At 64.0% G+C, this 21800-nt stretch carries 19 protein-coding genes; 14 read left to right on the top strand and 5 right to left on the bottom strand.

The genetic code is table 11. The features are described from left to right. The first annotated feature begins 35 nt into the window (after nucleotides 1–35). From tatA to ACVZTU_RS09320, 3 genes are read left to right on the top strand one after another with little or no spacing between them, the layout of a single operon-like run. Nucleotides 36–317 carry a Sec-independent protein translocase subunit TatA gene (gene tatA / locus ACVZTU_RS09330; RefSeq protein ID WP_139467226.1) on the top strand — a complete coding sequence of 94 codons (282 nt, stop codon included), beginning with the start codon at nucleotides 36–38 and terminating at the stop codon, nucleotides 315–317. Continuing rightward, nucleotides 314–1156, top strand: coding sequence for a twin-arginine translocase subunit TatC (gene tatC / locus ACVZTU_RS09325; RefSeq protein WP_308423766.1), 843 nt, complete (start codon nucleotides 314–316; stop codon nucleotides 1154–1156). The genes tatA and tatC overlap by 4 nt, the downstream gene beginning before the upstream one ends. Further along, nucleotides 1149–3869, top strand: a complete 2721-nt coding sequence (locus ACVZTU_RS09320) for a DEAD/DEAH box helicase (protein WP_139467225.1) — start codon at nucleotides 1149–1151, stop codon at nucleotides 3867–3869. The genes tatC and ACVZTU_RS09320 overlap by 8 nt, the downstream gene beginning before the upstream one ends. Before the next feature lie 54 nt (nucleotides 3870–3923). Here ACVZTU_RS09320 and secA2 read toward each other — a convergent pair whose 3' ends face one another. Both secA2 and ACVZTU_RS09310 read right to left on the bottom strand, forming a co-directional pair. Then, nucleotides 3924–6185 (bottom strand): accessory Sec system translocase SecA2, encoded by a 2262-nt coding sequence (gene secA2, locus ACVZTU_RS09315; RefSeq protein ID WP_139467224.1) that lies wholly within the window; start codon nucleotides 6183–6185, stop codon nucleotides 3924–3926. A gap of 42 nt (nucleotides 6186–6227) precedes the next feature. After that, entirely contained in the window at nucleotides 6228–7931 is a 1704-nt protein-coding gene (locus tag ACVZTU_RS09310) for a 5'-3' exonuclease H3TH domain-containing protein (protein WP_434595310.1), read from the bottom strand. 76 nt (nucleotides 7932–8007) lie between these two features. Here ACVZTU_RS09310 and ACVZTU_RS09305 point away from each other — a divergent pair, with 76 nt between their 5' ends. Then, a complete protein-coding gene (locus ACVZTU_RS09305) occupies nucleotides 8008–8934 on the top strand; it encodes an amidohydrolase family protein (RefSeq protein ID WP_181270642.1) in 927 nt (308 codons plus the stop codon). A gap of 277 nt (nucleotides 8935–9211) precedes the next feature. Continuing rightward, nucleotides 9212–9970, top strand: coding sequence for a polyprenol monophosphomannose synthase (locus ACVZTU_RS09300; protein WP_229663922.1), 759 nt, complete (start codon nucleotides 9212–9214; stop codon nucleotides 9968–9970). Between the two features lie 127 nt (nucleotides 9971–10097). Here the strand turns inward: ACVZTU_RS09300 and ACVZTU_RS09295 are convergent, their stop codons facing one another. After that, a complete protein-coding gene (locus tag ACVZTU_RS09295) occupies nucleotides 10098–10439 on the bottom strand; it encodes an RNA polymerase-binding protein RbpA (protein WP_098731087.1) in 342 nt (113 codons plus the stop codon). A gap of 111 nt (nucleotides 10440–10550) precedes the next feature. After that, entirely contained in the window at nucleotides 10551–11315 is a 765-nt protein-coding gene (locus tag ACVZTU_RS09290) for a glycerophosphodiester phosphodiesterase family protein (RefSeq protein ID WP_139467221.1), read from the bottom strand. A 56-nt stretch (nucleotides 11316–11371) separates the two neighbouring features. On the opposite strand from ACVZTU_RS09290, the gene ACVZTU_RS09285 reads away from it, so the two are divergent. Together ACVZTU_RS09285 and ACVZTU_RS09280 are read left to right on the top strand one after the other, a co-directional pair. Then, complete coding sequence (locus ACVZTU_RS09285) at nucleotides 11372–11695, top strand: hypothetical protein (RefSeq protein WP_181270499.1); 324 nt, start codon at nucleotides 11372–11374, stop codon at nucleotides 11693–11695. Between the two features lie 282 nt (nucleotides 11696–11977). Beyond that, nucleotides 11978–12793 carry a septal ring lytic transglycosylase RlpA family protein gene (locus tag ACVZTU_RS09280; RefSeq protein WP_482400263.1) on the top strand — a complete coding sequence of 272 codons (816 nt, stop codon included), beginning with the start codon at nucleotides 11978–11980 and terminating at the stop codon, nucleotides 12791–12793. Nucleotides 12794–12822: 29 nt separating this feature from the next. Here ACVZTU_RS09280 and ACVZTU_RS09275 read toward each other — a convergent pair whose 3' ends face one another. After that, nucleotides 12823–13758 (bottom strand): helix-turn-helix transcriptional regulator, encoded by a 936-nt coding sequence (locus ACVZTU_RS09275; RefSeq protein ID WP_181270497.1) that lies wholly within the window; start codon nucleotides 13756–13758, stop codon nucleotides 12823–12825. Between the two features lie 63 nt (nucleotides 13759–13821). Between ACVZTU_RS09275 and ACVZTU_RS09270 the strand changes: the two genes are divergently transcribed. The 7 genes from ACVZTU_RS09270 to ACVZTU_RS09240 all read left to right on the top strand — a co-directional run bounded on the left by ACVZTU_RS09270 (nucleotide 13822) and on the right by ACVZTU_RS09240 (nucleotide 21647). Then, the gene (locus ACVZTU_RS09270; RefSeq protein ID WP_139467219.1) at nucleotides 13822–14808 is read left to right on the top strand and encodes an SDR family oxidoreductase; all 987 of its coding nucleotides are present in this window, start codon (nucleotides 13822–13824) and stop codon (nucleotides 14806–14808) included. Nucleotides 14809–14911: 103 nt separating this feature from the next. Then, nucleotides 14912–16270: a flavin monoamine oxidase family protein gene (locus tag ACVZTU_RS09265; protein ID WP_181270496.1), complete on the top strand. Its 1359-nt coding sequence runs from the start codon at nucleotides 14912–14914 to the stop codon at nucleotides 16268–16270. A gap of 1 nt (nucleotide 16271) precedes the next feature. Beyond that, nucleotides 16272–17795 carry an APC family permease gene (locus ACVZTU_RS09260; protein ID WP_482400262.1) on the top strand — a complete coding sequence of 508 codons (1524 nt, stop codon included), beginning with the start codon at nucleotides 16272–16274 and terminating at the stop codon, nucleotides 17793–17795. Beyond that, the gene (locus ACVZTU_RS09255; RefSeq protein ID WP_482400261.1) at nucleotides 17792–18199 is read left to right on the top strand and encodes a helix-turn-helix transcriptional regulator; all 408 of its coding nucleotides are present in this window, start codon (nucleotides 17792–17794) and stop codon (nucleotides 18197–18199) included. The genes ACVZTU_RS09260 and ACVZTU_RS09255 overlap by 4 nt, the downstream gene beginning before the upstream one ends. A gap of 19 nt (nucleotides 18200–18218) precedes the next feature. Further along, on the top strand, nucleotides 18219–18629 hold the full coding sequence (locus tag ACVZTU_RS09250) for a VOC family protein (protein ID WP_139467215.1): 411 nt from the start codon (nucleotides 18219–18221) through the stop codon (nucleotides 18627–18629). A 5-nt stretch (nucleotides 18630–18634) separates the two neighbouring features. Beyond that, the gene (locus ACVZTU_RS09245) at nucleotides 18635–21007 is read left to right on the top strand and encodes an ATP-binding cassette domain-containing protein (protein ID WP_248283836.1); all 2373 of its coding nucleotides are present in this window, start codon (nucleotides 18635–18637) and stop codon (nucleotides 21005–21007) included. Between the two features lie 142 nt (nucleotides 21008–21149). Continuing rightward, complete coding sequence (locus ACVZTU_RS09240) at nucleotides 21150–21647, top strand: transglycosylase family protein (RefSeq protein ID WP_482400260.1); 498 nt, start codon at nucleotides 21150–21152, stop codon at nucleotides 21645–21647. Nucleotides 21648–21800 lie beyond the last annotated feature (153 nt).

Genomic DNA, 21800 nt, shown 5'->3' with positions numbered 1-21800 from the left:
ATCATCCACAGCATCAACAATCCAAGGAGCTCCCCATGAGACCAAGTTTCGTGCAGATCGCGATCGTGATCCTCATCATCGTGATCATCTTCGGCGCACCCAAACTGCCGCAGCTGGCCCGAAGCCTGGGACAGTCGATGAAGATCTTCAAGTCCGAAGTCAAGGACCTGCGCGACGACGACGAATCCGGCAAGACCACCGAGCCGGGAGCGCTCAACCAGAACTCCTCGACCGATTCCACCACGGCCACCGGTGAAACCACTGGTACCGAGGAGTCGCGGCGAGAGAAGCAGGACCCGCAGTCTCACGAGAAGTGAAAGAGAACAGCCAGCGGAAGCCATCTCGATCACGGAAGAGCAATCCTGAGAAGAAGATGCCCGTCGTCGGGCACCTCGTCGAGTTGCGCAATCGCGTCATCATCTCCGCCATCGCCATCGCTCTGGGCGCGGTGGCAGGCTGGTTCCTCTACGACCCTGTCCTCGACATCCTCCAAGAGCCGATCCGGACGATCCGTGACAACGGCGGACGGATGGCCGAGATCAACTTCGCCGGAGTCGCCTCTCCCTTCGACCTGAAGATCAAACTCTCGTTCTTCATCGGTCTCTTCCTCTCCTGCCCCATCTGGCTCTATGAGGTCTGGGCCTTCATCGTCCCGGGACTGAAGCGCAAGGAGAAGCTGTACTCCCTCGGTTTCCTCGGGGCAGCGATTCCGCTGTTCCTGGCCGGGTCGACCATGGCGTTCTTCGCTCTGCCCAATGCGGTGAAGGCACTGACCTCGTTCACCCCCGAGGGCGGCACGAACATCATCCCGGCACAGGACTATCTGAGCTTCGTGATGATCATCATCGTCGTCTTCGGACTTGCGTTCGTCCTTCCCGTGCTCATGGTGGGACTCAACATGCTCGGAATCCTGTCGGCGGAGAGGATCAAGAAATCGTGGCGCATCATCGTCATGCTCGTCTTCCTGTTCGCCGCGATCGCCACCCCGACTCCGGACGCCATGTCCATGTTCTTCCTCGTCATCCCCATGATGACCTTGTTCTGTCTGGCGTGGGTGATCTGTGTCTTCAATGATCGCCGACGTAAGAAGCGCCTCATCGCGCAGGGCCTGTGGGTCGACGAGGATGAACTGACCGACGAAGAGAAGAATGACTGACCCTACGCCGCTTTCGACCGACGCTTCTGCCGATGAACCGCTGAGCCCCTCGGCCGCCTATGCCGACTTCAAGGAGCGTGCGGAATTCGCCCGCACTCCCTTGGGACAGTTCATGGAGCGCACCGAGTTCGCCCTCGATGACTTCCAGATCGAAGCCTGCAGTCATCTGCAGGACGGCGAGGACGTGCTGGTCACAGCGCCGACCGGTGCCGGCAAGACGCTCATCGCGGAGTTCGCTGTGGAATTGGCCCGCGGCGAGGGCAAACGGGTCTTCTACACGACCCCGATCAAGGCGCTGAGCAATCAGAAGTTCAATGACCTCGCAGAGGTCCACGGGGCGGAGAACGTCGGGCTGCTCACCGGCGACACATCGATCCGCCGCGATGCGCCGATCATCGTGATGACCACCGAAGTGCTGCGCAATATGCTCTACAACGACGTGTCTGGTCTCTCGGACCTCGGCTTCGTCGTCCTCGACGAAGTCCACTACCTCGCCGACCGATTCCGCGGACCGGTGTGGGAAGAGGTCATCATCCACCTGCCGGACCGAGTGCAGATGGTGTCTCTGTCGGCGACGGTGTCGAATGTGGAGGAGTTCGGGGCCTGGCTGCGTGAAGTCCGGGGACCGACGACGATCGTGTCCACGAGCCACCGGCCGGTGCCGCTGGTCAATCACGTCCTGGTCGGCCACCGGATGTACGACCTGTTCACGCACAGCGATTCCGACCGCATCGATCCGGCACTCAACCACGCCACTCGGACACACGGGGGACCGCGGTCGAAGCGCGCACGTGCCACCCGTGCCCGATTCCGCCGTCCCAGCCGCACTCAGGTGGTGGCATCTCTCGCCGAGGCGGCCATGCTCCCGGCGATCATGTTCATCTTCTCCCGCAATGGCTGCGATGAAGCCGTCGAACAGTATCTGAGCACGGGCACCGATCTGAACTCTCGGGAGGAGAAGACGATCGTCAATGCCGCCCTCGAGTCGCTGCGCGACGATCTCGCCGACGAAGACCTCGGCATCCTCGGCTATCACACCTTCCGTGAGGGTCTGCTGCTCGGAGTTGCTGCGCACCATGCGGGGATGATCCCGCAGTTCAAACAGCTCGTCGAGGAGCTGTTCTCGCAGGGAATCATCAAGGTCGTCTTCGCCACGGAGACGCTGGCGCTGGGCATCAACATGCCTGCGCGCACCGTCGTGCTCGAAAAGCTCGTGAAGTTCAACGGCGAAGCACATGTGATGATCACCCCGGGGGAATACACCCAGCTGACCGGACGAGCCGGTCGCCGCGGAATCGACCGCATCGGCCATTCGGTCGTGGTCTGGCACCCGACCATCGAGGTCAGCGAGCTGGCAGCCTTGGCCTCGAACCGTTCCTACGCACTGAATTCGGCGTTCGGGCCGACCTACAACATGACCGCGAATCTGCTGTCGCGAATGAGTTCGGACGAGGCAGCCAAGGTGCTCGAGACCTCCTTCGCCCAGTTCCAGGCCGATAAGGCCGTCGTCGGCCTGGCCCGGAAGGTGCGCAAGAACGAAGCCACGATCGAGGCGTACGAGAAGTCCATGCACTGCGACCTCGGTGACTTCTCCGAATACGCCGGACTGCGCCGGGCGATCTCGGATACGCAGAAGCAGGAGACCCGGACGAAGTCGCGGAACAGGCAGCGCGACATCGTCGAATCCCTCACCGCTCTCAAGATCGGCGATGTCGTGACGATGCCGGCCAAACGGGTCGGCGGACGCGCAGTCATCATCTCTCCGATGAGCAACAAGGACGGTGTCTCACGACTGCCCACCGTCCTCACAGAGCAGGGCAAGGTGTGGCATCTGCGACCCCACGAGGTGACCGAACCCGTCGCCTCTCAAGGGCGCGTCCGAGTACCGAAGAAGTTCAACCACCGGCAGGCAGGCGACCGCAGGCAGCTGCTGTCCATCCTCGAATCCGCCGTTGCCGACGGCAGGGTCGATGCGGAAGCCCATTGGGAATCGACCCGAGAGCATCAGGGGGAGAGCACCACTGTCGCCGAGCTCCAAGCGCAGATGCGGGCACATCCCTGTCACGACTGCCCGGACCGGGAACTCCACGCCCGGTGGGCCAACCGTGCGGACAAACTCATCCGGGAGAACGATTCGCTCATCGCCCGGATCGAAGGCCGCACCACCTCGATCGCTCTGGTGTTCGACCGAGTCCAGGATGTGCTGCGCGGGCTCGGGTTCGATCCCGAGCACTCGACTATGCTGCGTCGGATCTACGGCGAACGGGATCTCCTGGTGGCACTGACGATCCGCGCCGGATTGTGGGACAGACTCAATGAGCCGGAACTTGCGGCCTTCGCATCGATCTTCGTCTTCCAGTCGCGCAGGGACACCCTGACCGCACATCGGGCTCCGAGCCCCGACCTCAAGGCTGTCTGCGACGAATCGGAGACGATCTGGCGTCGGCTCTTCCACCTCGAAGAACAGCATGCTCTGACCACGACTGACGAACCGGACCGTGGGCTGATCAGACCGATGTACCGGTGGACAGAAGGCAGAACCCTGTCGGAATCACTGCGGGGCAGCGATATCGCCGCCGGTGACTTCGTCAGATGGGCCAAGCAGAGCCTCGATCTGCTCGGTCAGGTCGCGGAGGTCATCGACGCGGAGACCGCAGTGCGCGTTCGTCGCACCATCGAAGCCATTCGTCGCGGAGTCGTCGCCGACTCCTGAGCGTCACCGCGTCTGCGCTCTCCGCCGGGGGAGCGCAGACGCATCGTCTTCGTCTCAGCGGCGGACCTTCTTCACGATGTTCTCGATATCGGAGCCGAACGCGTTCTCCGTCGTCAGGTAGGTCCACGTCGACGACGGGCGTTTGAGTCCGTGCGACTCGAGGTCGATTCCCTCATCGGTGATCGTCGCTTCCTCGATCGTCGACTTCGAATCGTCGATGACATCGGACCAGAACGATGAGAAGACCCGAATCGACTCGGTGTTGAACGCCTCGTGCGGCTTCTCCCTGGCGAATGTGCGCAGGTGGATGCCCTCACGCAGATCGTTGAGGAAGGCGAGGTGATCAACCCAACGCGCGTCGAGGTGGAAGAGCATGACCTCTCGCAGCACCGAGTCCAGCAGCTCCTCGGAGTGGTCCTGCGCGATCTCATCGGCACGGTCGCCGAGCTCCTTGCGCAGCTGCTCGACGGGCTCGTCGTCCTTGCGGATCTCGGCTCGGCGCTCAAGGACGAGCTCGCGCTGTTTGGCCATGAGCTCGTTGAAGCGCCAGGTGTCACGATGCAGTGCGGTGTTCTGTCCCTCAGCGATGCGCTGAGCGTGTTCGACGAGGCCGAGCGCGCGCTTGGATTCGATGAGACCCGTCTCATCACCTTCGGAGACGAAGCGTTGGATCTCGGGAACCCTGGTGACCAGTTCGTCTTCGAGGCTGGTGAAGAACACGGACGTGCCGGGATCGCCCTGACGACCTGCGCGACCGCGCAGCTGGTCATCGAGTCGCGATGACGGATAGCGACCGGCGCCGATGACGAGGAGGCCCCCGGCGTCAGCGACCTCGTCGTCGGCCAGTCGGATGTCCGTCCCGCGTCCGGCCATCTGCGTCGACACCGTCACCGCGCCAGGTGCACCTGCTTTCGCGATGATCTCTGCTTCCCGGGAATCGTCCTTGGCGTTGAGGACGGCGACGTCGATTCCGCGTTCGGTCAGCCGTTCGGCCAACGACTCGCTCTCGGCCACCGAGGAGGTGCCGATGAGAACGGGACGGCTGCGGGCATGCTGGTCGGCGACCTCTTCGACGATCGCTCGTTCCTTCGACTCCTGATAGGTGAACAGGCGGTCGGGTTCGTCGACGCGGATCACGGGCAGGTGCGTATCGATGGGCACGATCTCCAGCCCATAGAATTCGCGCAGATCGTCCCCGACGGCCAGGGCGGTGCCGGTCATTCCGCAGACGGTCTGATATCCGTGGATGAGCTCTTCGACCGTCATCTGGTCGAGGATCTCACCGCTGTCGGTGGCGTCGAGGCTCTCCTTGGCTTCGACCGCGGCTTGGAGTCCGTCCGGCCAGCGCTGAAGTTCGGCGACGCGACCTCGGGACGAGGAGATGAGTTTGATCCGTCCATCGACGACGAGATAGTCGACGTCGCGTCTGACCAGCGCTCGGGCGTGGAGTGCCAGATTGACGGCGGCGAGCGTCTCGGAGTCCTCTCCGAAGAGTTCGACGTCGAGTTCCTCCTCGACCCGGTCGACTCCGGCGTCGGTGAGTGAGACGGCGTGCCTGTCGGCGCTGACCTCATAGTCGGTGTCAGGGCTGAGCCGGGACACGAGCGCTGCGATCGCGGCGTCGGTGTCCTGGACACTGGAAGAACCGGCGAGGACGAGCGGCACACGCGCCTCGTCGATGAGCACGGAGTCGGCCTCATCGACGATGACGACATCGCGTTCGGGAACCCGCTGATCGGCATCCTCGGTGAGGAACCGGTCACGGAGGACATCGAAGCCGACCTCGGTGACCGAGGCGTAGACGACCTCGGAGCGGTAGGCTTCACGGCGTTCGTCGTCGCCCTGCGCGCCGGAGATCGCGGCTGACTTCACCCCGAGGAGGTCGAACAGGGGCTTCATCCAGTTGCGGTCACGGACGGCGAGGTAGTCGTTGACGCTGACGACGTGCACGCGTCGCCCCTGCAGTGCGTAGCCGGCTGCGGCCAGCGCACCGACGAGAGTCTTGCCCTCACCGGTGGCCATCTGGACGATGCTGCCCTGCAGCAGCCCGACGAGTCCGCGAAGCTGTGTGTCATAGGCGCGTTCGTCCAGCACCCGCTCACCAGCTTCGCGCGCCAGAGCGCAGTAGCGGATGAGAGTCTGCTGCTGTGTGCCCGAGCCGAAGACCTCGCCGGCGGCCTCCGTGATTTCGGCATCGCTGAGCTCGGAGAATTCGCGCCCGGCCGCGTCCAGATCGTCGACGGCGCGCTCGAACCAACCTGTCGTCTTCTCCGCATGAGAGCCGGGTCGGTTGAGCAGGCGAGAAAAGAATCCCATTGTCGTCCTTCGTCGTTTGTACGTCGATGTCGAGTCTAGCGTTCAGGACATGGGCCACGAACCGTCGACGACGGCCTCGGCGTTGCCCTTCTTCCGCAGCCAGGCCTGCAGCCCTGCCGCCTGTGAGCGCTTCCAATCGGCTTGTGCGGCCATGATCTCATCGTTGCTCATCGCCCAGATTTCCGTCGACTTTTCGGCCAATGCTCGGGAAATGTCCAGAGCGGCCAGAGCGTCGGCGGCAGCATCATGGGCGTCGAGGAGTTCGACGCGGTAGGTCTTCGCCGTCTCGATGAGCGTCCGTTTGCCCTTGCGGTAGGGATCGATGTGCTTGTCGACGACGAAGGTGTCGACGATCGTCGGGATGATCGAGGGGAAATCGATGTCCGGGCGGTGGCGGGCCACCTCGGCGGCCATCACACTGAGGTCGTAGACGACGTTGTGTCCGACGACGACGGCGCCTTCTTCTCTCAGTGCGGCGAATTCTGCGCACAGCTCGCTGATGACCTGGGTGGCGGCGGCTCCGTTGGCCTGAGCGAATTCGGTGGTGATGCCGTGGACCGCCCGCGCCGATTCGGGGATCTCGATCCCCGGATCGGCCAGCCACGTGCGCACCTGATCCGCCGAGTCGACGAAGGCGGCGGTGACGATTCGGGCGGTGGCCGGTTCGACTCCGGTGGTCTCGAGGTCGAAGCCGACGAGCCGCGACTGAGCCCACGAACCGTCGGTCCCGTTCCGTACTGTTGACTCAGCTGACACGGCAGACTTGGATGGCAGGGACGCTGTCGCTGTGCTCCCAGGTGCCGCGGAGTGTGCGGAAGCCGCACCGGCGGTCCCCGACACGGATTCGAGAGCACTGGTGAGATTGTCGACGGAGCGGCGGATGTTCTGCCCCTCGGCCGCAGCTTCGACCCCGGCGCGGTCGAAGCTGTTCGGGACGCGGTCGAGGTCGATGCCGTGCTCGACGTCGGTCAGGCAGCGCATGACCTCCAGAGTCTTGTAGAGACTCTCCTCGACCTCGATGATCGTTGCGGCTCGCTTCGGACTGAGCCCGCCGGTCTTCACCCCGGCCTTGGCGGCCTTGACGATCGATTCGAGGGAGCCGAAGTTCTCCAGCAGCGTCGCGGCGGTCTTCTCCCCGATACCGGGTGCTCCGGGAAGCCCGTCGGACGGATCGCCGCGCAGAGCGGCGAGCTCGCGATAGCGGGCGCCGTCGGGCACTCCGTAGGCGGTCGGAAGGTCGGTCTGTGCCAGGGCTTCCCACTCGCCGCCTTTCCGGGGGCGCAGTACGCTGACTTCGGCGGACGAGTCGAGCAGAGCCAACAGATCGCGGTCGGGGGAGACGATGATCACAGGGGTTTTCGACTGGGCAGCCATCGTGGCGATGACGTCATCGGCTTCGGTCCCGGCCACCTCGGCGATGGGAATCCCCGCGGCTGTGAGGACGCGGTTCATGATCGGCAGCTGCACGGCCAGCTCAGGTGGGATCTCCGTGCCGGCTTCTTCGTCCTTGACGCGTGCCGCCTTGTACTCGGGCATGATCGCGGTGCGGAAGGCCGGACGCCAATCCGCGTCCATCGTCGCGATCACACGATCGGTGTCGAACCGGCGCACCATCTGCGCGACGGTGTCGAGCACCCCTCGAACGGCGTTGACCGGGTGACCGTCGGCATTGACGATCGAATCCGGCACCGAATAGAAGGCGCGGTAGTACAGGGCTGGAGTATCGAGCAGAACCAAGGGCTTCACATCAGGTGACGATACCCGACCCTCCTGACACAGGTGTAGCCGCAACGGCCGACGGTGTAGCCTGTCGGCTGTGACTATGTACTTTGGTGGAGATGTTTACAGCAGTGTCGATCCGTTTGCGACGGCGTTGGGATATGAGGACGGGAAGGTCTCGTTCATCGGTTCCGATGAAGCGGCCAAGGCTCTGGACCCGGAGGCGATCGACCTCGGTGAGGGCTTCCTCACCCCGGGATTCGTCCATGCCGGGCTGATCGTGGACGACTCGGCCCCGTCGGCAGCCGACCTGTACGCACAGGGTTTCACCCATGTGCACGCGATCGGCACCGCCGAGGCGGTCGCCCGGTTCGCCGCCGACACTCCTGAGGCACTGTCGATCGTCGACTACCCGCAGCTGGACTCCGGTTCCGTTGGGTCCCGTCGCGCCTCGATCACCGCCGCTGACCTGCTCGGACTCGAGGAGCTGCCGGCACTGAGCCTCTTCATCCTCGTCGCCTCGGACGCCCAGCTCACCGAGGTGCTCGAGACCCTGCGAGCCGATGCCGCTCATGCCCAACGCCACGGGTACCGTCTGCGCCTGGACTTCTCCGTTCCGGACGATCAGGTTCAAGCCCTCGGCCGCAGCGGAATCGCCATCACCCTCGACCCTGCTCGCCCGCAGCCCTTGGCTCAGCTGCTCGCCGCCGGAGCGCAGGTGTCCTTCAGCCATTCCCAGACCTCTCCCTGGGCAGGAGTGCGGGATGCCGTTGTCGGCGACGGAGGAATCGGCGCTCGTGCGGCCTTCAACGCTGCCACCCGCTTCGCCCACCGCGCGGCCGGTAATCCCGAAGGCGGAGTGCTCGCCCCCGGTGCCGATGCCGATTTCGTGCGCTGGAAGGTCGACCGGCTCGTCGTCCAGGTCGCCGACCCGCGCGTCGCAGCCTGGAGCACCGACCCGCGGTCGGGAACGCCTGGGCTGCCCGAACTGTCTCCCGATGTGGCGCTGCCCACCCGGGTGGAACTCTGATCTGAAACCGATGCTTCGGCCTGTCCAGCCGACACGCCGATGGACTGAAAGTTCCGGTTTTTCAACTAAGCCTCTGACCTGCAGTTTCAGCCATCAGCCCAGGTCACAGCGATTTTGCAAAGTCTCCGGCGGCCACTAGATTCGACGTGAACATTCCGCTTGACGTGGGATGGAGTCGGCACTCCCGTCAATAGATAACTCGCTGCTGCGGCAGCGTGGTCCGAAGGCGGGGGTGTCGACTCATTGTCTGGGGCGACTTCCGCGTATCGTGGAGTCCGTGCTTTCCAAGATTCTTGTCGTCATCCCCACTTTCAACGAACGTCTCGCCCTCCCCGTGACATTGGCCGGACTGTTCGAACAGCAGCCCGAAGTCGACGTCCTCATCGTCGACGACGGCTCTCCCGATGGAACCGGCGAGTGGGCCGATGAGCAGGCTGAGAAGGACCCCCGCATCAACGTCCTCCACCGCAGCGAGAAGTCAGGGCTCGGAATGGCCTATATCGCTGGATTCGAATGGGCATTGGAACGCGACTACGAGATCATCTGCGAGTTCGATGCTGACGGTTCTCACCGTTCCCTCGACCTGGGGCAGCTGCTCGACGCCGCGGGAGAAGGACGAGGGGACCTCATCATCGGCTCACGGTGGGTGCCCGGCGGCGAGATCGTCGATTGGCCGAAGTCGAGATACTTCCTCTCCCGCGGCGCGAACGTCTACGTCAACGCTGTCATGGGTCTGGGAGTCAAAGATGCGACCGCCGGTTTCCGCGCGTACAACCGCGCTGTGCTCGAGGCACTCGATCTCTCCGGTGTGCAGTCGCAGGGATACTGCTTCCAGATCGACATGACCTACCGCACCGTCGAAGCCGGCTTCCGCGTCGCCGAGGTGCCCATCGTCTTCGTCGAACGCGAGCTCGGTGAATCGAAGATGAGCGGCTCGATCATCTCCGAGGCGTTCACGAAGGTTGCGAGTTGGGGCCTGACCCGCCGCCGCAGTCAGCTGCGCCGCCTGCTGACCCGTTCCACCCCCACCACCTAAATTCCCCCTCTTACTACCTGACGGCGGCCCAGCAACCTCGCGCGAGGTTGCTGGACCGCCGTCAGGTAGCAATAAGGGGTGCAGGTCGGTTGACCTGCACCCCTTGTGTGCTCTTGTTGTGGTTATATCAGCTCTGGGCCGGAACCTCACCGCGACGGATTGCGAGGCGCTCGTCGAGGAGCACCTGGAGTTCGTCGAAGGATCGGCGTTCCAGGAGCATGTCCCAGTGGGAACGCACATGCTTGACGGGCTCGCCATCGGGTTCGTTGACTCCGACGCGGACGCCGATGCCGTGGATTCCCGAATCCCAGGTTGAGGGGACTTCGGCTTCGATGGAGAACGGCACCTTGAAGCGGGTTCCGTCTTCGCATTCGAATTCGACCATCTGGCGGGGTGCCGGCTCGACGCCCTCCTCGGTTTCGAGGCTGCGCGAGCCCAACTGTGTTCCGCGGAGACTGCGTTCGCTCATATCTAAGACCTTCCGACTCGACTGCACACCTTGGACGCAATGTAACAGTCTACCGTGCTCGGATATTCCTCGCCGACCGGGAGTGATCCATTCCTCGACCGGAATCTCGACTCAGCCGCGTCGGCTGGCCAGCACGTCGAGGCCGAGCTCGACATCATCGGTGACGATCCCGTCGACTCCGAGGTCGAGCAGCGACCGCATCGTCGCCTCGTCGTTGATCGTCCAGACGTGGACGAGCAGACCTGACCGGTGAGCCCGGTCGACGAAGTCGGCAGTCACCACAGGGACCCGTCTGAACGACACCGGAACCTGGAGGGCGTCGGCTCCGGGCGGGAGGGGAGCAACCCCGTGGTCGGGAATTCCCGGCAGTCGGCCGAGGGCGAAGAGGGCGGTCTCCGTCGTCCCCGTCGACGTCCGCACACCGGGCAGAGCTATGCGCAGCCGTCGGAGCGTTGCGGAATCGAAGGAAGCGAGGCGGATGCGGTCGGCGGCATGGAAATTGTGAACGAAGCGGATCATCGGGCCGATGCTGTGGGCGGCTTTGACATCGATGTTCCATCGCACGTCCGGCAGTGCTTCCACCAACGTCTCGAGGCGGGGGAGTCGACCGCCCGCGAGGAGTTCGACTCGGTCGAGCTCGGCTGCCGGCAGTTCCCGAATGGTGTGGTCCAGCCCGGCGATGCGATTGAGGTCGGCATCGTGTGCGGCGAAGAGGATTCCGTCGGCGGAGGCGTGGACGTCGGTCTCCATCCACTCGACTCCGGCCGACGCCGCAGCGGCGAAGGCCTCGAGGGTGTTTTCGCTCATCCCCGGCCAGAGGCCGCCTCGGTGCGCGATGATCTCTGGGTCCGCTATGACCTCCCGCTGGGAATTCATGGTCCAATCCTAACCAGGGTGTTGATTTCGCCGAGGCTGTGTTCAAGGATGGAGCCATGAGCTCACACCGCGAACCCATCGAACCCGACGACGTCATCGACGCGACCGCGAAGACCCCGACCGAACGCGCCCGCCGGGCCGCCGGACGCGCTTACAGCGTTGCGAGCAGCGGTGTGAAGAACGTGCGGGAGGCGGCCTCGACCTCCCGCCTCATCGAAGCCACCGAGAATGGGGTCAACCGTGCACTGGGAAGCGTTTCGCACGCGATCGATGATGCTGTGCGCAGCGGCAAGGTCGAACGCGCCTTCGACCGGGCGCAGGAGACCGTGACGACGGGAGCCGAAGGTGTCCGGAAGCTGGTGACACGCAAGTCCCGCTGACCGGGCAGACTCCACCGGCCTGGATCTGCGCAGCTCGCGCACCGCGTTCGAGAGGCGGCGGTTGACCAACTCTCACCGAAGCACTCAGTGAGCAGACTCTCATCCATGTGGCACACCATTTCGGTGTGCCACATTGCTTTTGTAACAGTTCCTTAACTAGAATCTGTGAAGATAACGATCAGATAACTTGGAGTTTCTCCTCGAGCGCACTGCTGCGAGAGGTCTTCCCATTACATCTCCGAGTTGCCGAGACACTCTCTGATGACGACGAGGAACACCACTGTGGGCAGACACTCAGCACCGAGCACCAAGAAGACCGGGTCGATCTTCTCAGCGCTGACGGCGAAGAAGAAGACCGGACGCCACGCACCGACCGACCGCCTGAACACCGCCGGGGGAGTGCTGGCAGCAGTCCGCACCCGTCCGGTGCTCTCCGCCTTCATCGTGCCGACCGCCGCAACGGCAGCCGTCGTCGCTTCGAGCCTTGCAATGGTGCCCAATGATTCTTCCACGGGCGGCCAGGTCGTGGCCGAAGCGCCGGCCGAAGCCCCCGCCGTCGCCGTCTCCGAACCGACCAAGGCCGCGGATGAATTTCTCGCTAAGGCGAAGAAGCAGGCCAAGGAGAAGCCCGCAGAAGTCACGATCGACACCCATATCGAGACACCGAGCCCCGAGCCGTCGAAGACCGCGGACAAGAAGGATGAGGGCTCGACCGGCGGCGGAGAATCCTCTGGCGACGAGGGTTCGTCCGGAGGGTCCGCGGATGAGAACGACGGACCTTCGAACTCCGGCAAGTCGGCCGGCGAATCCGGCAGCTGCCCCATGTCCTACTACGGCGGCGGTGACGGATTCGACGGGAAACAGACCGCAAACGGCGAGATCTTCGATACGAACAAGCTCACCGCGGCCCATAAGACCCTGCCGTTCGGCTCCAAGGTGAAGATCACGAACAGCGCGAACGGAAAGTCCGTGACGGTGCGGGTCAACGACCGAGGCCCCTACCACGGCAATCGGTGCTTCGACCTGTCCAAAGCCGCCATGGAGGCCGTCGGCGGCGTCGGCGCCGGGCAGATCAACGGCAAGTACGAAGTGCAGTGACCCGGGCGGTGAGCTGCTGACTGCTCACGTCACTCATTGAGCTCCGCCGCGGCCCATGCATGATCGTGCAGGTCGCGGCGGAGCTGTTTTGGCGAGAGGACTTCGACCCCGGGCACGGTGACGAGCTGGCTGACGGCCACCCCGGCGGGTTCCATGGGAAGGTCGATCTCGATAGTGTCGCGATCCGTCCGCCCCGAGTCGATGGCGTCCTCGGTGAGTCGGCCCGGAATCGCGCGCTTAAGGTCGTCGATCTGGGCCACGGGCAGCCGCAGTCTCACGAGTATCCGACGAATCGAAGCATCGAATTCAGCCTGCGCCCCCGTCCAGTAGTCCGCGAGGTCGAAAGAAGGCGGGGGAGTGCAGTCGAGGAATCGCAGCTCGGCCGAGCCGATCCGTGAGACTCGATACGTTCGGGGACTGCCTCCCGGCGGCTGCGCCGCGAGATACCAGCGACCAGCCTTGACGACGAGTCCCAGAGGCAGCAGTGTGCGCGATCGCAGATCGTTCCGTCCGCGATATGTGACCTGCAGTCCCCGCTGAGTGCGCAGTGCGGTGACGATGGTGTCGAGCTGCTCGGGATCCTCCTTGGCCATGAACCAATCCGGCCCGTCGACGAGGATGAGCTGCGAGAATGCCGATGACGATTCGGCGAGGACTTTCGCTCGGGCCGTGGCCAACGCGGACGAGAAGCCGAGATCGGCCGCGGCGGGGGAGCCGATGAGGAGGGAGTCGAGTTCGTCCCGGGTCAGACCCGCCACAGGCGAGACCCAGTCGCCGAGGAGGCTGATCCCGCCGCCGGGCCCCGCCTCGGTGATGACGGGCACGCCCATCCGCGACAGCTCACCGAGGTCACGGTAGATCGTCCGCTCGGTGACCTCGAGACGTTGCGCGAGATCGGATGCCGTGATCGGCCGAGAACGCGCACCGAGGATGACGATCTCCGAAACGAGGCGAGCAGCTTTCATAATTCCGAGAATAATGAAGGACACTGACACGAGATGTCAGTGGAAGCCGATGAGACTGTTCCCATGAATACACCGACACCGGAATCAGCTCACGCCGCCGACCCCGACGACTTCGCTCCGTTGTCCCAACGTGCACTGAGCGGCAAGGTCGCCCTCGTCGCCGGGGCCACCCGAGGAGCCGGCCGCGCCATCGCCCGGGACCTCGCACGCGCCGGCGCCTTCGTCCACTGCACCGGCCGATCGACCCACGAGCGTCCCTCCGACTACGCACGCACAGAGACGATCGAAGGCACCGCCGCCCTCATCACCGACGAAGGCGGCCAGGCCGAAGCCCACGTCTGTGATCACCTCGATCCGGCCCGGATCTCACAGGTGATCGGCCAGATCGAAGCCGACCACGGTCGTCTCGACATCCTCGTCAACGACATCGGGGGAGAAGCCTACGTTGAGTGGGGCACACCGTTCTGGGAGACCGAACTCGATACCGAGATGCGCTTGTTCCGGGCGGGTCTGCTCACTCACCTGCACACCGCACATGCCGCCCTGCCCCTGCTCACAAGGAATCCGGGCGGTCTCCACGTCGAGATCACCGACGGCACCGCAGAGTTCAACGCGGGCCATTACCGGGAGAATATCTTCCTCGACCTCACGAAGACGGCTGTGAGCCGTCTGGCCTTCGGGCTCGGCCACGAACTCGCCAAGGTGGAAGCGACTGCGGTCGCCATCACCCCCGGTTGGCTGCGCTCGGAGATGATGCTCGATCACTTCGGCACCACAGAGGATGACTGGATGCGCGACTCGCTCGACGAAACCCGCACCGAACCGCCACGTGATTTTGCGATCTCCGAGACGCCTCATCTGCTCGGTCGTTCCGTTGTCGCACTGGCCGCCGATCCCGACCGGCACAGCTTCAACTCGACGACGCAGGACACCCACGGATTGGCCCTCCACTACGGATTCAATGACCTCGACGGTTCGCGACCCGATTCGTGGAGCTTCATCACCGCCCTCGAGAACGACCCTGCGGCGGATCCTCGCGAGTTCCGCTGACCGCACGGGCGAGTGCGGATTCCGCACTTGCCGAATCCGTCTTGGCACGGGCCCGGGACCTCGTTAGTCTGAAGCCACCCAATCGCTTCAGGAGGAGTTCGCCGTGTCCGCAGAATCCCGTGACGTCGTCATCATCGGAGCAGGCCCATCGGGCCTGAGCGCCGCCCGTCGGCTGCGGAAGGCCGGACGCAGCGTCATCGTTCTCGAGGCCCGTGACCGCGTGGGCGGCCGCACCTGGACCGAGCACATCGACGGGCAGATGTTCGAACTCGGCGGCCAGTGGATCTCCCCGGACCAGACCGCGCTGCTCGCGCTCGTCGACGAACTCGGCAAAGAGACCTACCCGCGGTACCGTGACGGAGACAGCGTCTACATCGCTCCCGACGGAACTCGCACCGTCTACTCGGGAGAGATGTTCCCGGTGGGGGAGTCGACCCAGTCCGAGATGGAACGTCTCATCGGCATCCTCGACGAACTCGCCGCCAGGATCGGTCCGAATTCACCCTGGGATGCTGAAGACGCTGCCGAACTCGACTCGATCTCCTTCCATCACTGGCTGCGTGAGCAGTCCGCGGACGAACTCGCATGCGAGAACATCGGGCTGTTCGTCGCCGGCGGCATGCTGACCAAGCCCGCCACCACCTTCTCAGCACTCCAAGCCATTCTCATGGCCGCCTCGGCGGGATCGTTCACGAATCTCGTCGACGATCACTTCATCCTCGACCGTCGTGTCGTCGGCGGAATGCAGTCGGTTTCGGTGCAGATGGCCGAGGAACTCGGTGAGGACATCGTCCGTCTGCAGCAGCCGGTCCGTCGGATCGAATGGTCGGAGACCGGCGTCAGCGTTTCCACCGACGAACTGACAGTCAGCGCAGGCCAGGCGATCGTCGCCGTGCCGCCGAACCTCTACTCGCGCATCAGCTATGACCCACCTCTGCCGAGGCTTCAGCAGATCTTCCACCAGCACCAGTCGATGGGGCTCGTCATCAAGGTCCACGCCACCTACGACACCCCGTTCTGGCGCGAAGACGGTCTGTGCGGAACCGGTTTCGGCGCCTCCCGTCTTGTCCAAGAGGTCTACGACAACACGAACCACGGTGAAGAGCAGGGTACTCTCGTCGGCTTCATCTCCGATGTCAACGCCGATGCCATGTGGGCCCTGGACGAAGAGTCCCGCCGGACGAAGATCCTCGAAGCCCTCGCCGAGTTCCTCGGCCCGAAGGCACTCGACCCCCGGGTGTTCTACCTCTCCGACTTCGGCGCGGAGGAATGGACCCGCGGAGCCTATGCGACCAGTTATGACCTTGGGGGTCTGCACCGGTGGGGTCCGTTCCAGAACGACCCGGTCGGGCCCATCCACTTCGCCAGCTCCGATATCGCTGCCGAAGGCTACCAGCACGTCGACGGAGCGGTGCGCATCGGCACCGCCACCGCCGAGAGGATCCTCGGCGAGAAGTCCTGAGATGAGCAGCACACAGCCGTCACCGTCGACGAACACGAGCGGACTGAGCTCGAAGGGACTCTCCGCCGGCAAAATCGGAGCCATCGGGGGAGCCGTCATCGGCATCTCCTGCATCGCCCCGGCCTATACGCTGACCTCGGGACTGGGCCCGACGATCTCCGAGGTCGGGGTGCACACCCCGGCCGTGCTGCTCATCGGCTTCGTGCCGATGCTCCTCGTCGTCTTCGGCTACCGCGAACTGAATACCGCGATGCCGGATTCGGGCACGACGTTCACATGGGCGACCAGAGCGTTCGGGCCCTGGCTCGGTTGGATGGGCGGTTGGGGGCTCGTCGCCGCCACCGTCCTCGTGCTGTCCAATCTCGCGGCCGTGGCCGTCGACTTCATCTTCCTCCTGCTGTCCCAGGTGTTCTCCGATCCGTCCATCGCCGAACTCACACGGGTGCTGTGGATCAACATCCCCGTGACGATCATCCTCACCGTTGCTGCGGCCTGGGTGTCCTATCGAGGAGTCGAAGCCACCGAGAAGCTGCAGGTGTGGCTCGTCGCCTTCCAGGTGCTGGCACTGGGCTGGTTCGTCGTCGCCGCGATTGTGCAGGCGTCCAACGGCACCTCCTATGATCCGACCCCGGTGTCTCTCGACTGGTTCAATCCGCTGTCCGCCGGCGACTTCTCCACCGTCGCGGCGGCCGTATCGCTGTCGATCTTCCTGTTCTGGGGCTGGGACACGGTGATCACGATGAACGAGGAAGCGAAGGATCCGGAGAAGACTCCGGGCCGCGCTGCCATGCTCACGATCATCGCGATCGTCATCATCTACATCGCCTGCACGATCGCCGTCATCTCCTTCGCCGGAGTCGGCACCGAAGGCCTGGGTGCGGGCAACCCCGATAACCAGGAGTCGATCTTCGCCTCACTCGCCGGCCCGGTCATGGGGCCCTTCGCAGTGCTCGTGTCCATTGCGGTGCTCTCATCGTCCCTGTCCTCGCTGCAGGCGACGATGGTCTCGCCCTCGCGGACGATCCTGGCGATGGGCCACTACGGGGCGCTGCCGGAGAAGTACGGTCGCGTCTCTCCCCGCTACAAATCCCCGTCGGTCGCCACCGTCACCTCGGCGGGAGCCGCGATCATCTTCTATGTCGTCATGCGGCTGCTCTCGGAGAACGCTCTGTGGGACACGATCACTGCGCTGGGACTCATGGTCTGCTTCTACTACGGCATCACGGGCCTGGCCTGCATCTGGTATTTCCGACGCAGCCTCTTCGCCTCGACCCGCACGTTCTTCTACCGGTTCCTGTTCCCGCTCATCGGGGGAGTGACCCTGCTGGTCATCTTCGTCACCACCGCAATCGACTCGCTCGACCCCGACTACGGTTCGGGATCCTCGGTCTTCGGCGTCGGACTCGTCTTCGTCCTCGGCATTGGGGTGCTGGCCCTGGGCGTGGTCATCATGATCATCCAATCCGTCCGCCATCCCGACTTCTTCCGCGGCCGCACCCTGAAGCAGGGAGTCGACGAGGGGTGAACGAACAGCTGGTGGCTCTGCGCCGGGTCCGGGACCGCATCGACCGCGAGTTCGACCAGCCCTTGAGCGTGGAGGCCCTCGCCACAGGCGTGCACATGTCCGCCGGGCACCTCAGCCGCCAGTTCAGAGCGGCTTTCGGCGAGTCGCCGTATTCGTATCTCATGACGCGCAGGATCGAACGGGCCATGGCCCTCATCCGCCGCGGCGATCTCACGATCACCGAGATCTGCTTCACCGTCGGCTTCTCGTCCCTGGGCACCTTCAGCACTCTCTTCAGCGAACTCGTCGGACTCTCACCGACCCGTTACCGCGACGGGGTCGCCGCAGGCGAGCATCGGCTGCCGACGATCGTGGTGAAGAATGCACTGCGACCGGTCAGGAATCGAGAAGTCCCACCGAGCTGAGCAGTCTACGATTGCTGACATGGACATCTCGATCAACGCCAGCTTCCTGCCGCACACCGATGCGGAAGAATCCCTGACCTTCTACCGTGACATCCTCGGCTTCGAGCTGCGCCTCGACGTCGGTGCCGGACGCATGCGCTGGCTGACGGTGGGACCGGTCGGCCAACCCGACACATCGATCGTGCTCACCCCGCCCGTGACCGACCCGACGATCAGCGACACCGAACGGGAGACCATCGAAAGACTCATCGCCAAAGGCAGCTATGCCGCGATCGTGCTCGCGACACCGAACGTCGATGAGGCCTTCGCCGAGGTGGAGGCCAAGGGCGCCGACATCGTGCAGGAGCCGATGGACCAGCCCTATGGTCTGCGAGACTGCGCCCTGCGGGACCCCGCCGGGAACATGATCCGCATCCAGCAGAGAGACTGACACCAGTGCACAGTGCAGACAGCCACGACCTCATCCGAGTCAGCGGAGCCAGGGAGAACAACCTCAAGAACGTCAGCGTCGAGATCCCCAAGCGCCGTCTCACGGTCTTCACCGGCGTGTCCGGCTCCGGAAAGAGCTCACTCGTCTTCCACACCATCGCCGCCGAGTCCCAGCGGATGATCAACGAGACCTACTCCGCCTTCGTCCAAGGCTTCATGCCGGCGATGGCCCGACCCGAGGTCGACGTCCTCGAGGGACTGACGACGGCCATCATCGTCGACCAGGAGCGGATCGGGGCGAACCCGCGCTCCACGGTGGGCACGGTCTCTGACATCAATGCGAAGCTGCGCACCCTCTTCGCGCGTCTGGCAGAACCGAACCTCGGATCGACGAACGCGTATTCCTTCAACGTCGCCACCCTGAGCGGCAAGGGCGCGGTGACCATCGACAAGGGCGAGGGCAAACAGGTCGAACGGAAGGCATTCTCCGTCAACGGCGGCATGTGCCCGCACTGCGAGGGCATGGGCACAGCTACGGACATCTCCATCGCCGAGGTGGTCGATGAGTCGAAATCCCTCAATGACGGGGCCATCACCGTTCCCGGGTACAAACCCGGCGGCTGGTCGGTGCGCATGTTCTCCGAATCCGGGTACTTCGATCCGGACAAACCGGTCGCCGATTTCGATGAGAAGGAGCGGCACTATCTGCTCTATGCCGAAGGCGAGAAGGTCAGGATCAATGGCACGAACATCACCTTCGACGGGCTGATCCCGCGGATCCAACGGTCGTTCCTGTCCAAGGACCGGGACTCGATGCAGAAGCACATCCGCGAATTCGTCGACCGTGCCGTCGTCTTCACCACCTGCCCCGAATGCGCAGGGACACGGCTCAACGGAGCCGCCCGGTCCTCGCTGGTCGCCGGCAAATCGATCGCCGATGTCTGCGCTCTGCAGATCTCGGACATCACGGGTTGGTTGGACCAGATCAAGCCGGGAGCCGCCTCGGCGCTGCTCGATTCCCTGCGTGCGGATGTGCGCGCCTTCAACGACATCGGCCTCGGTTATCTGTCCTTGGACAGATCAGCCGGATCGCTGTCCGGGGGAGAGGCGCAGCGGATCAAACTGGTCCGCCACCTCGGGTCCTCGCTCACGGACGTCACCTACGTCTTCGACGAACCGACGATCGGCCTGCACCCACACGACATCCGATCGATGAACGAACTCCTGCTGGCGCTGCGGGACAAAGGCAACACGGTGCTCGTCGTCGAACACAAACCCGAGACGATCCTCATCGCCGATCACATCGTCGATCTCGGACCCGGAGCCGGCAGCAACGGGGGAGAGGTCACCTTCACCGGCACCGTCGACGGTCTCCGGGCATCCGATACGCTCACCGGTCGCCACCTCGGATACACGGCGTCGCTCAAGGAAACGGTGCGGGAGCCGGCGGGAGCTCTCGAGATCCGCGACGCCGGGTCGCACAATCTGCGAGATGTCGATGTCGACGTGCCCCTCGGCGTGCTCACCGTCGTCACCGGCGTCGCAGGGTCCGGTAAGAGCAGCCTCATCGAGGGATCCCTGCGTGGACGTGATGGGGTCGTGATGATCGATCAGGCGCCGATCAAGGGATCCCGGCGCAGCAACCCAGCCACGTATACAGGGATGCTCGAGCCCATTCGGAAGGCATTCGCGAGGGCCAATGGGGTCAAGCCCGCTCTCTTCAGCGCGAACTCCGAAGGTGCCTGTCCCGTGTGCAACGGGGCCGGAATCATCTATTCGGATATGGCGCTCATGGGCGGCGTGTCCGCACCCTGCGACGAGTGCGAGGGCAAGGGTTTCCAAGCCGAGGTGCTCGAGTTCGCCTTGGGCGGACTGAATATCCGTGAAGTCCTCGACCTGCCCGTTGACGCGGCGATCGAGCATTTCGGTGCGGGGGAGTCGCGTATCCCCGCGGTCGTGAAGATTCTGAAGATCCTCGCCGAGGTGGGACTCGGCTATGTCAGCCTCGGTCAGCCGCTGACGACTCTGTCCGGGGGAGAGCGGCAGAGATTGAAGTTGGCGGTCCATCTGTCGGCGAAAGCCGCTGATGCCGCGCAGGTGATCATCCTCGACGAACCGACGACCGGTCTGCACTTGGCCGATGTCGAGAATCTGCTGCAGCTCCTCGACGGGCTCGTCGATTCCGGGCGGACCGTCATCGTCATCGAACACCATCAGGCCGTGATGGCTCACGCCGATCACATCATCGACCTGGGTCCCGGCGCCGGACATGACGGAGGGTCGATCGTCTTCGAAGGCAGCCCGACTGAGCTGGTCGCAGGGGCGAAGGCGAATGGATCGTTGACCGCGGAGCATCTGGCACAGTACGTGAATTCCTGACTGGGGAGCCGCTGCTCTTCAGGCCTCACTCAGGTTCCGCGGAGGCGATTCGGATGCTGAATTCACGGTCTCGGGTTCAAATGCGGCAAGTGATTCGTTACGGTGTATAACGGCTCGGTAACGACCGGGTTACAGAACCGAAATGCAGTCGTACTTTGGAGAAGACACAGTGAACCTCTACAGCACAAGCCTCCGCAAGGTCGCCCTGCTCGTCGGCGCCGGCGCTATCGCAGCCGCCGGACTGACCGGAATGAGCGCAGGGCAGCCGGCCCAGGCATCTGAGAAGGGCGTCTGGGACAAGGTCGCCGAATGTGAATCCGGCGGAGACTGGCACATCAACACCGGCAACGGATACTACGGCGGACTGCAGTTCTCCAAGCAGACCTGGAACGGCTTCGGCGGTTCGGGCACTGCGGATGAGCACAGCAAGAAGGAACAGATTCGGATTGCTCAGAAGGTCCTCAAGGAGCAGGGGCCGGGCGCATGGCCGACCTGCGGTGAGAAAGCCGGACTGACGAAGTCCAATGGCGCTGCCGATGACGGAGGCGGCAAGAAGGACGATGGCGGCAAGAAGGACGACGGTGGCTCTGACGACAGCGGCAAGGTCGGCCTCGGCGGCAACGTCACCGTCGGCAGCTGAGACCACACGATGATCTGACGATCAACGATCTCCAGGCATGAACACGTGCGCAGCGATCGTGGTCCTGGAATGGCCGTGAGTGACCCATGCGTCGCTCACGGCCATTTCTGTCGGTGAGGGTCGTCGCTGCGCATTGTGCTTTCGTGTCGGGAG

The sequence above is a fragment of the Brevibacterium sp. OS20 genome (genome assembly GCF_056837565.1).
This window is presented reverse-complemented; position numbering and strand designations above follow the sequence as displayed.

Excerpts from the sequence above, each read along its gene's own strand:
- tatA (WP_139467226.1), top strand. The coding sequence starts at position 36 with ATGAGACCAAGTTTCGTGCAGATCGCGATCGTGATCCTCATCATCGTG.
- ACVZTU_RS09320 (WP_139467225.1), top strand. The coding sequence starts at position 1,149 with ATGACTGACCCTACGCCGCTTTCGACCGACGCTTCTGCCGATGAACCG.
- secA2 (WP_139467224.1), bottom strand. The coding sequence starts at position 6,185 with ATGGGATTCTTTTCTCGCCTGCTCAACCGACCCGGCTCTCATGCGGAG.
- ACVZTU_RS09305 (WP_181270642.1), top strand. The coding sequence starts at position 8,008 with ATGTACTTTGGTGGAGATGTTTACAGCAGTGTCGATCCGTTTGCGACG.
- ACVZTU_RS09295 (WP_098731087.1), bottom strand. The coding sequence starts at position 10,439 with ATGAGCGAACGCAGTCTCCGCGGAACACAGTTGGGCTCGCGCAGCCTC.
- ACVZTU_RS09290 (WP_139467221.1), bottom strand. The coding sequence starts at position 11,315 with ATGAATTCCCAGCGGGAGGTCATAGCGGACCCAGAGATCATCGCGCAC.
- ACVZTU_RS09285 (WP_181270499.1), top strand. The coding sequence starts at position 11,372 with ATGAGCTCACACCGCGAACCCATCGAACCCGACGACGTCATCGACGCG.
- ACVZTU_RS09275 (WP_181270497.1), bottom strand. The coding sequence starts at position 13,758 with ATGAAAGCTGCTCGCCTCGTTTCGGAGATCGTCATCCTCGGTGCGCGT.
- ACVZTU_RS09270 (WP_139467219.1), top strand. The coding sequence starts at position 13,822 with ATGAATACACCGACACCGGAATCAGCTCACGCCGCCGACCCCGACGAC.
- ACVZTU_RS09260 (WP_482400262.1), top strand. The coding sequence starts at position 16,272 with ATGAGCAGCACACAGCCGTCACCGTCGACGAACACGAGCGGACTGAGC.
- ACVZTU_RS09250 (WP_139467215.1), top strand. The coding sequence starts at position 18,219 with ATGGACATCTCGATCAACGCCAGCTTCCTGCCGCACACCGATGCGGAA.
- ACVZTU_RS09240 (WP_482400260.1), top strand. The coding sequence starts at position 21,150 with ATGCAGTCGTACTTTGGAGAAGACACAGTGAACCTCTACAGCACAAGC.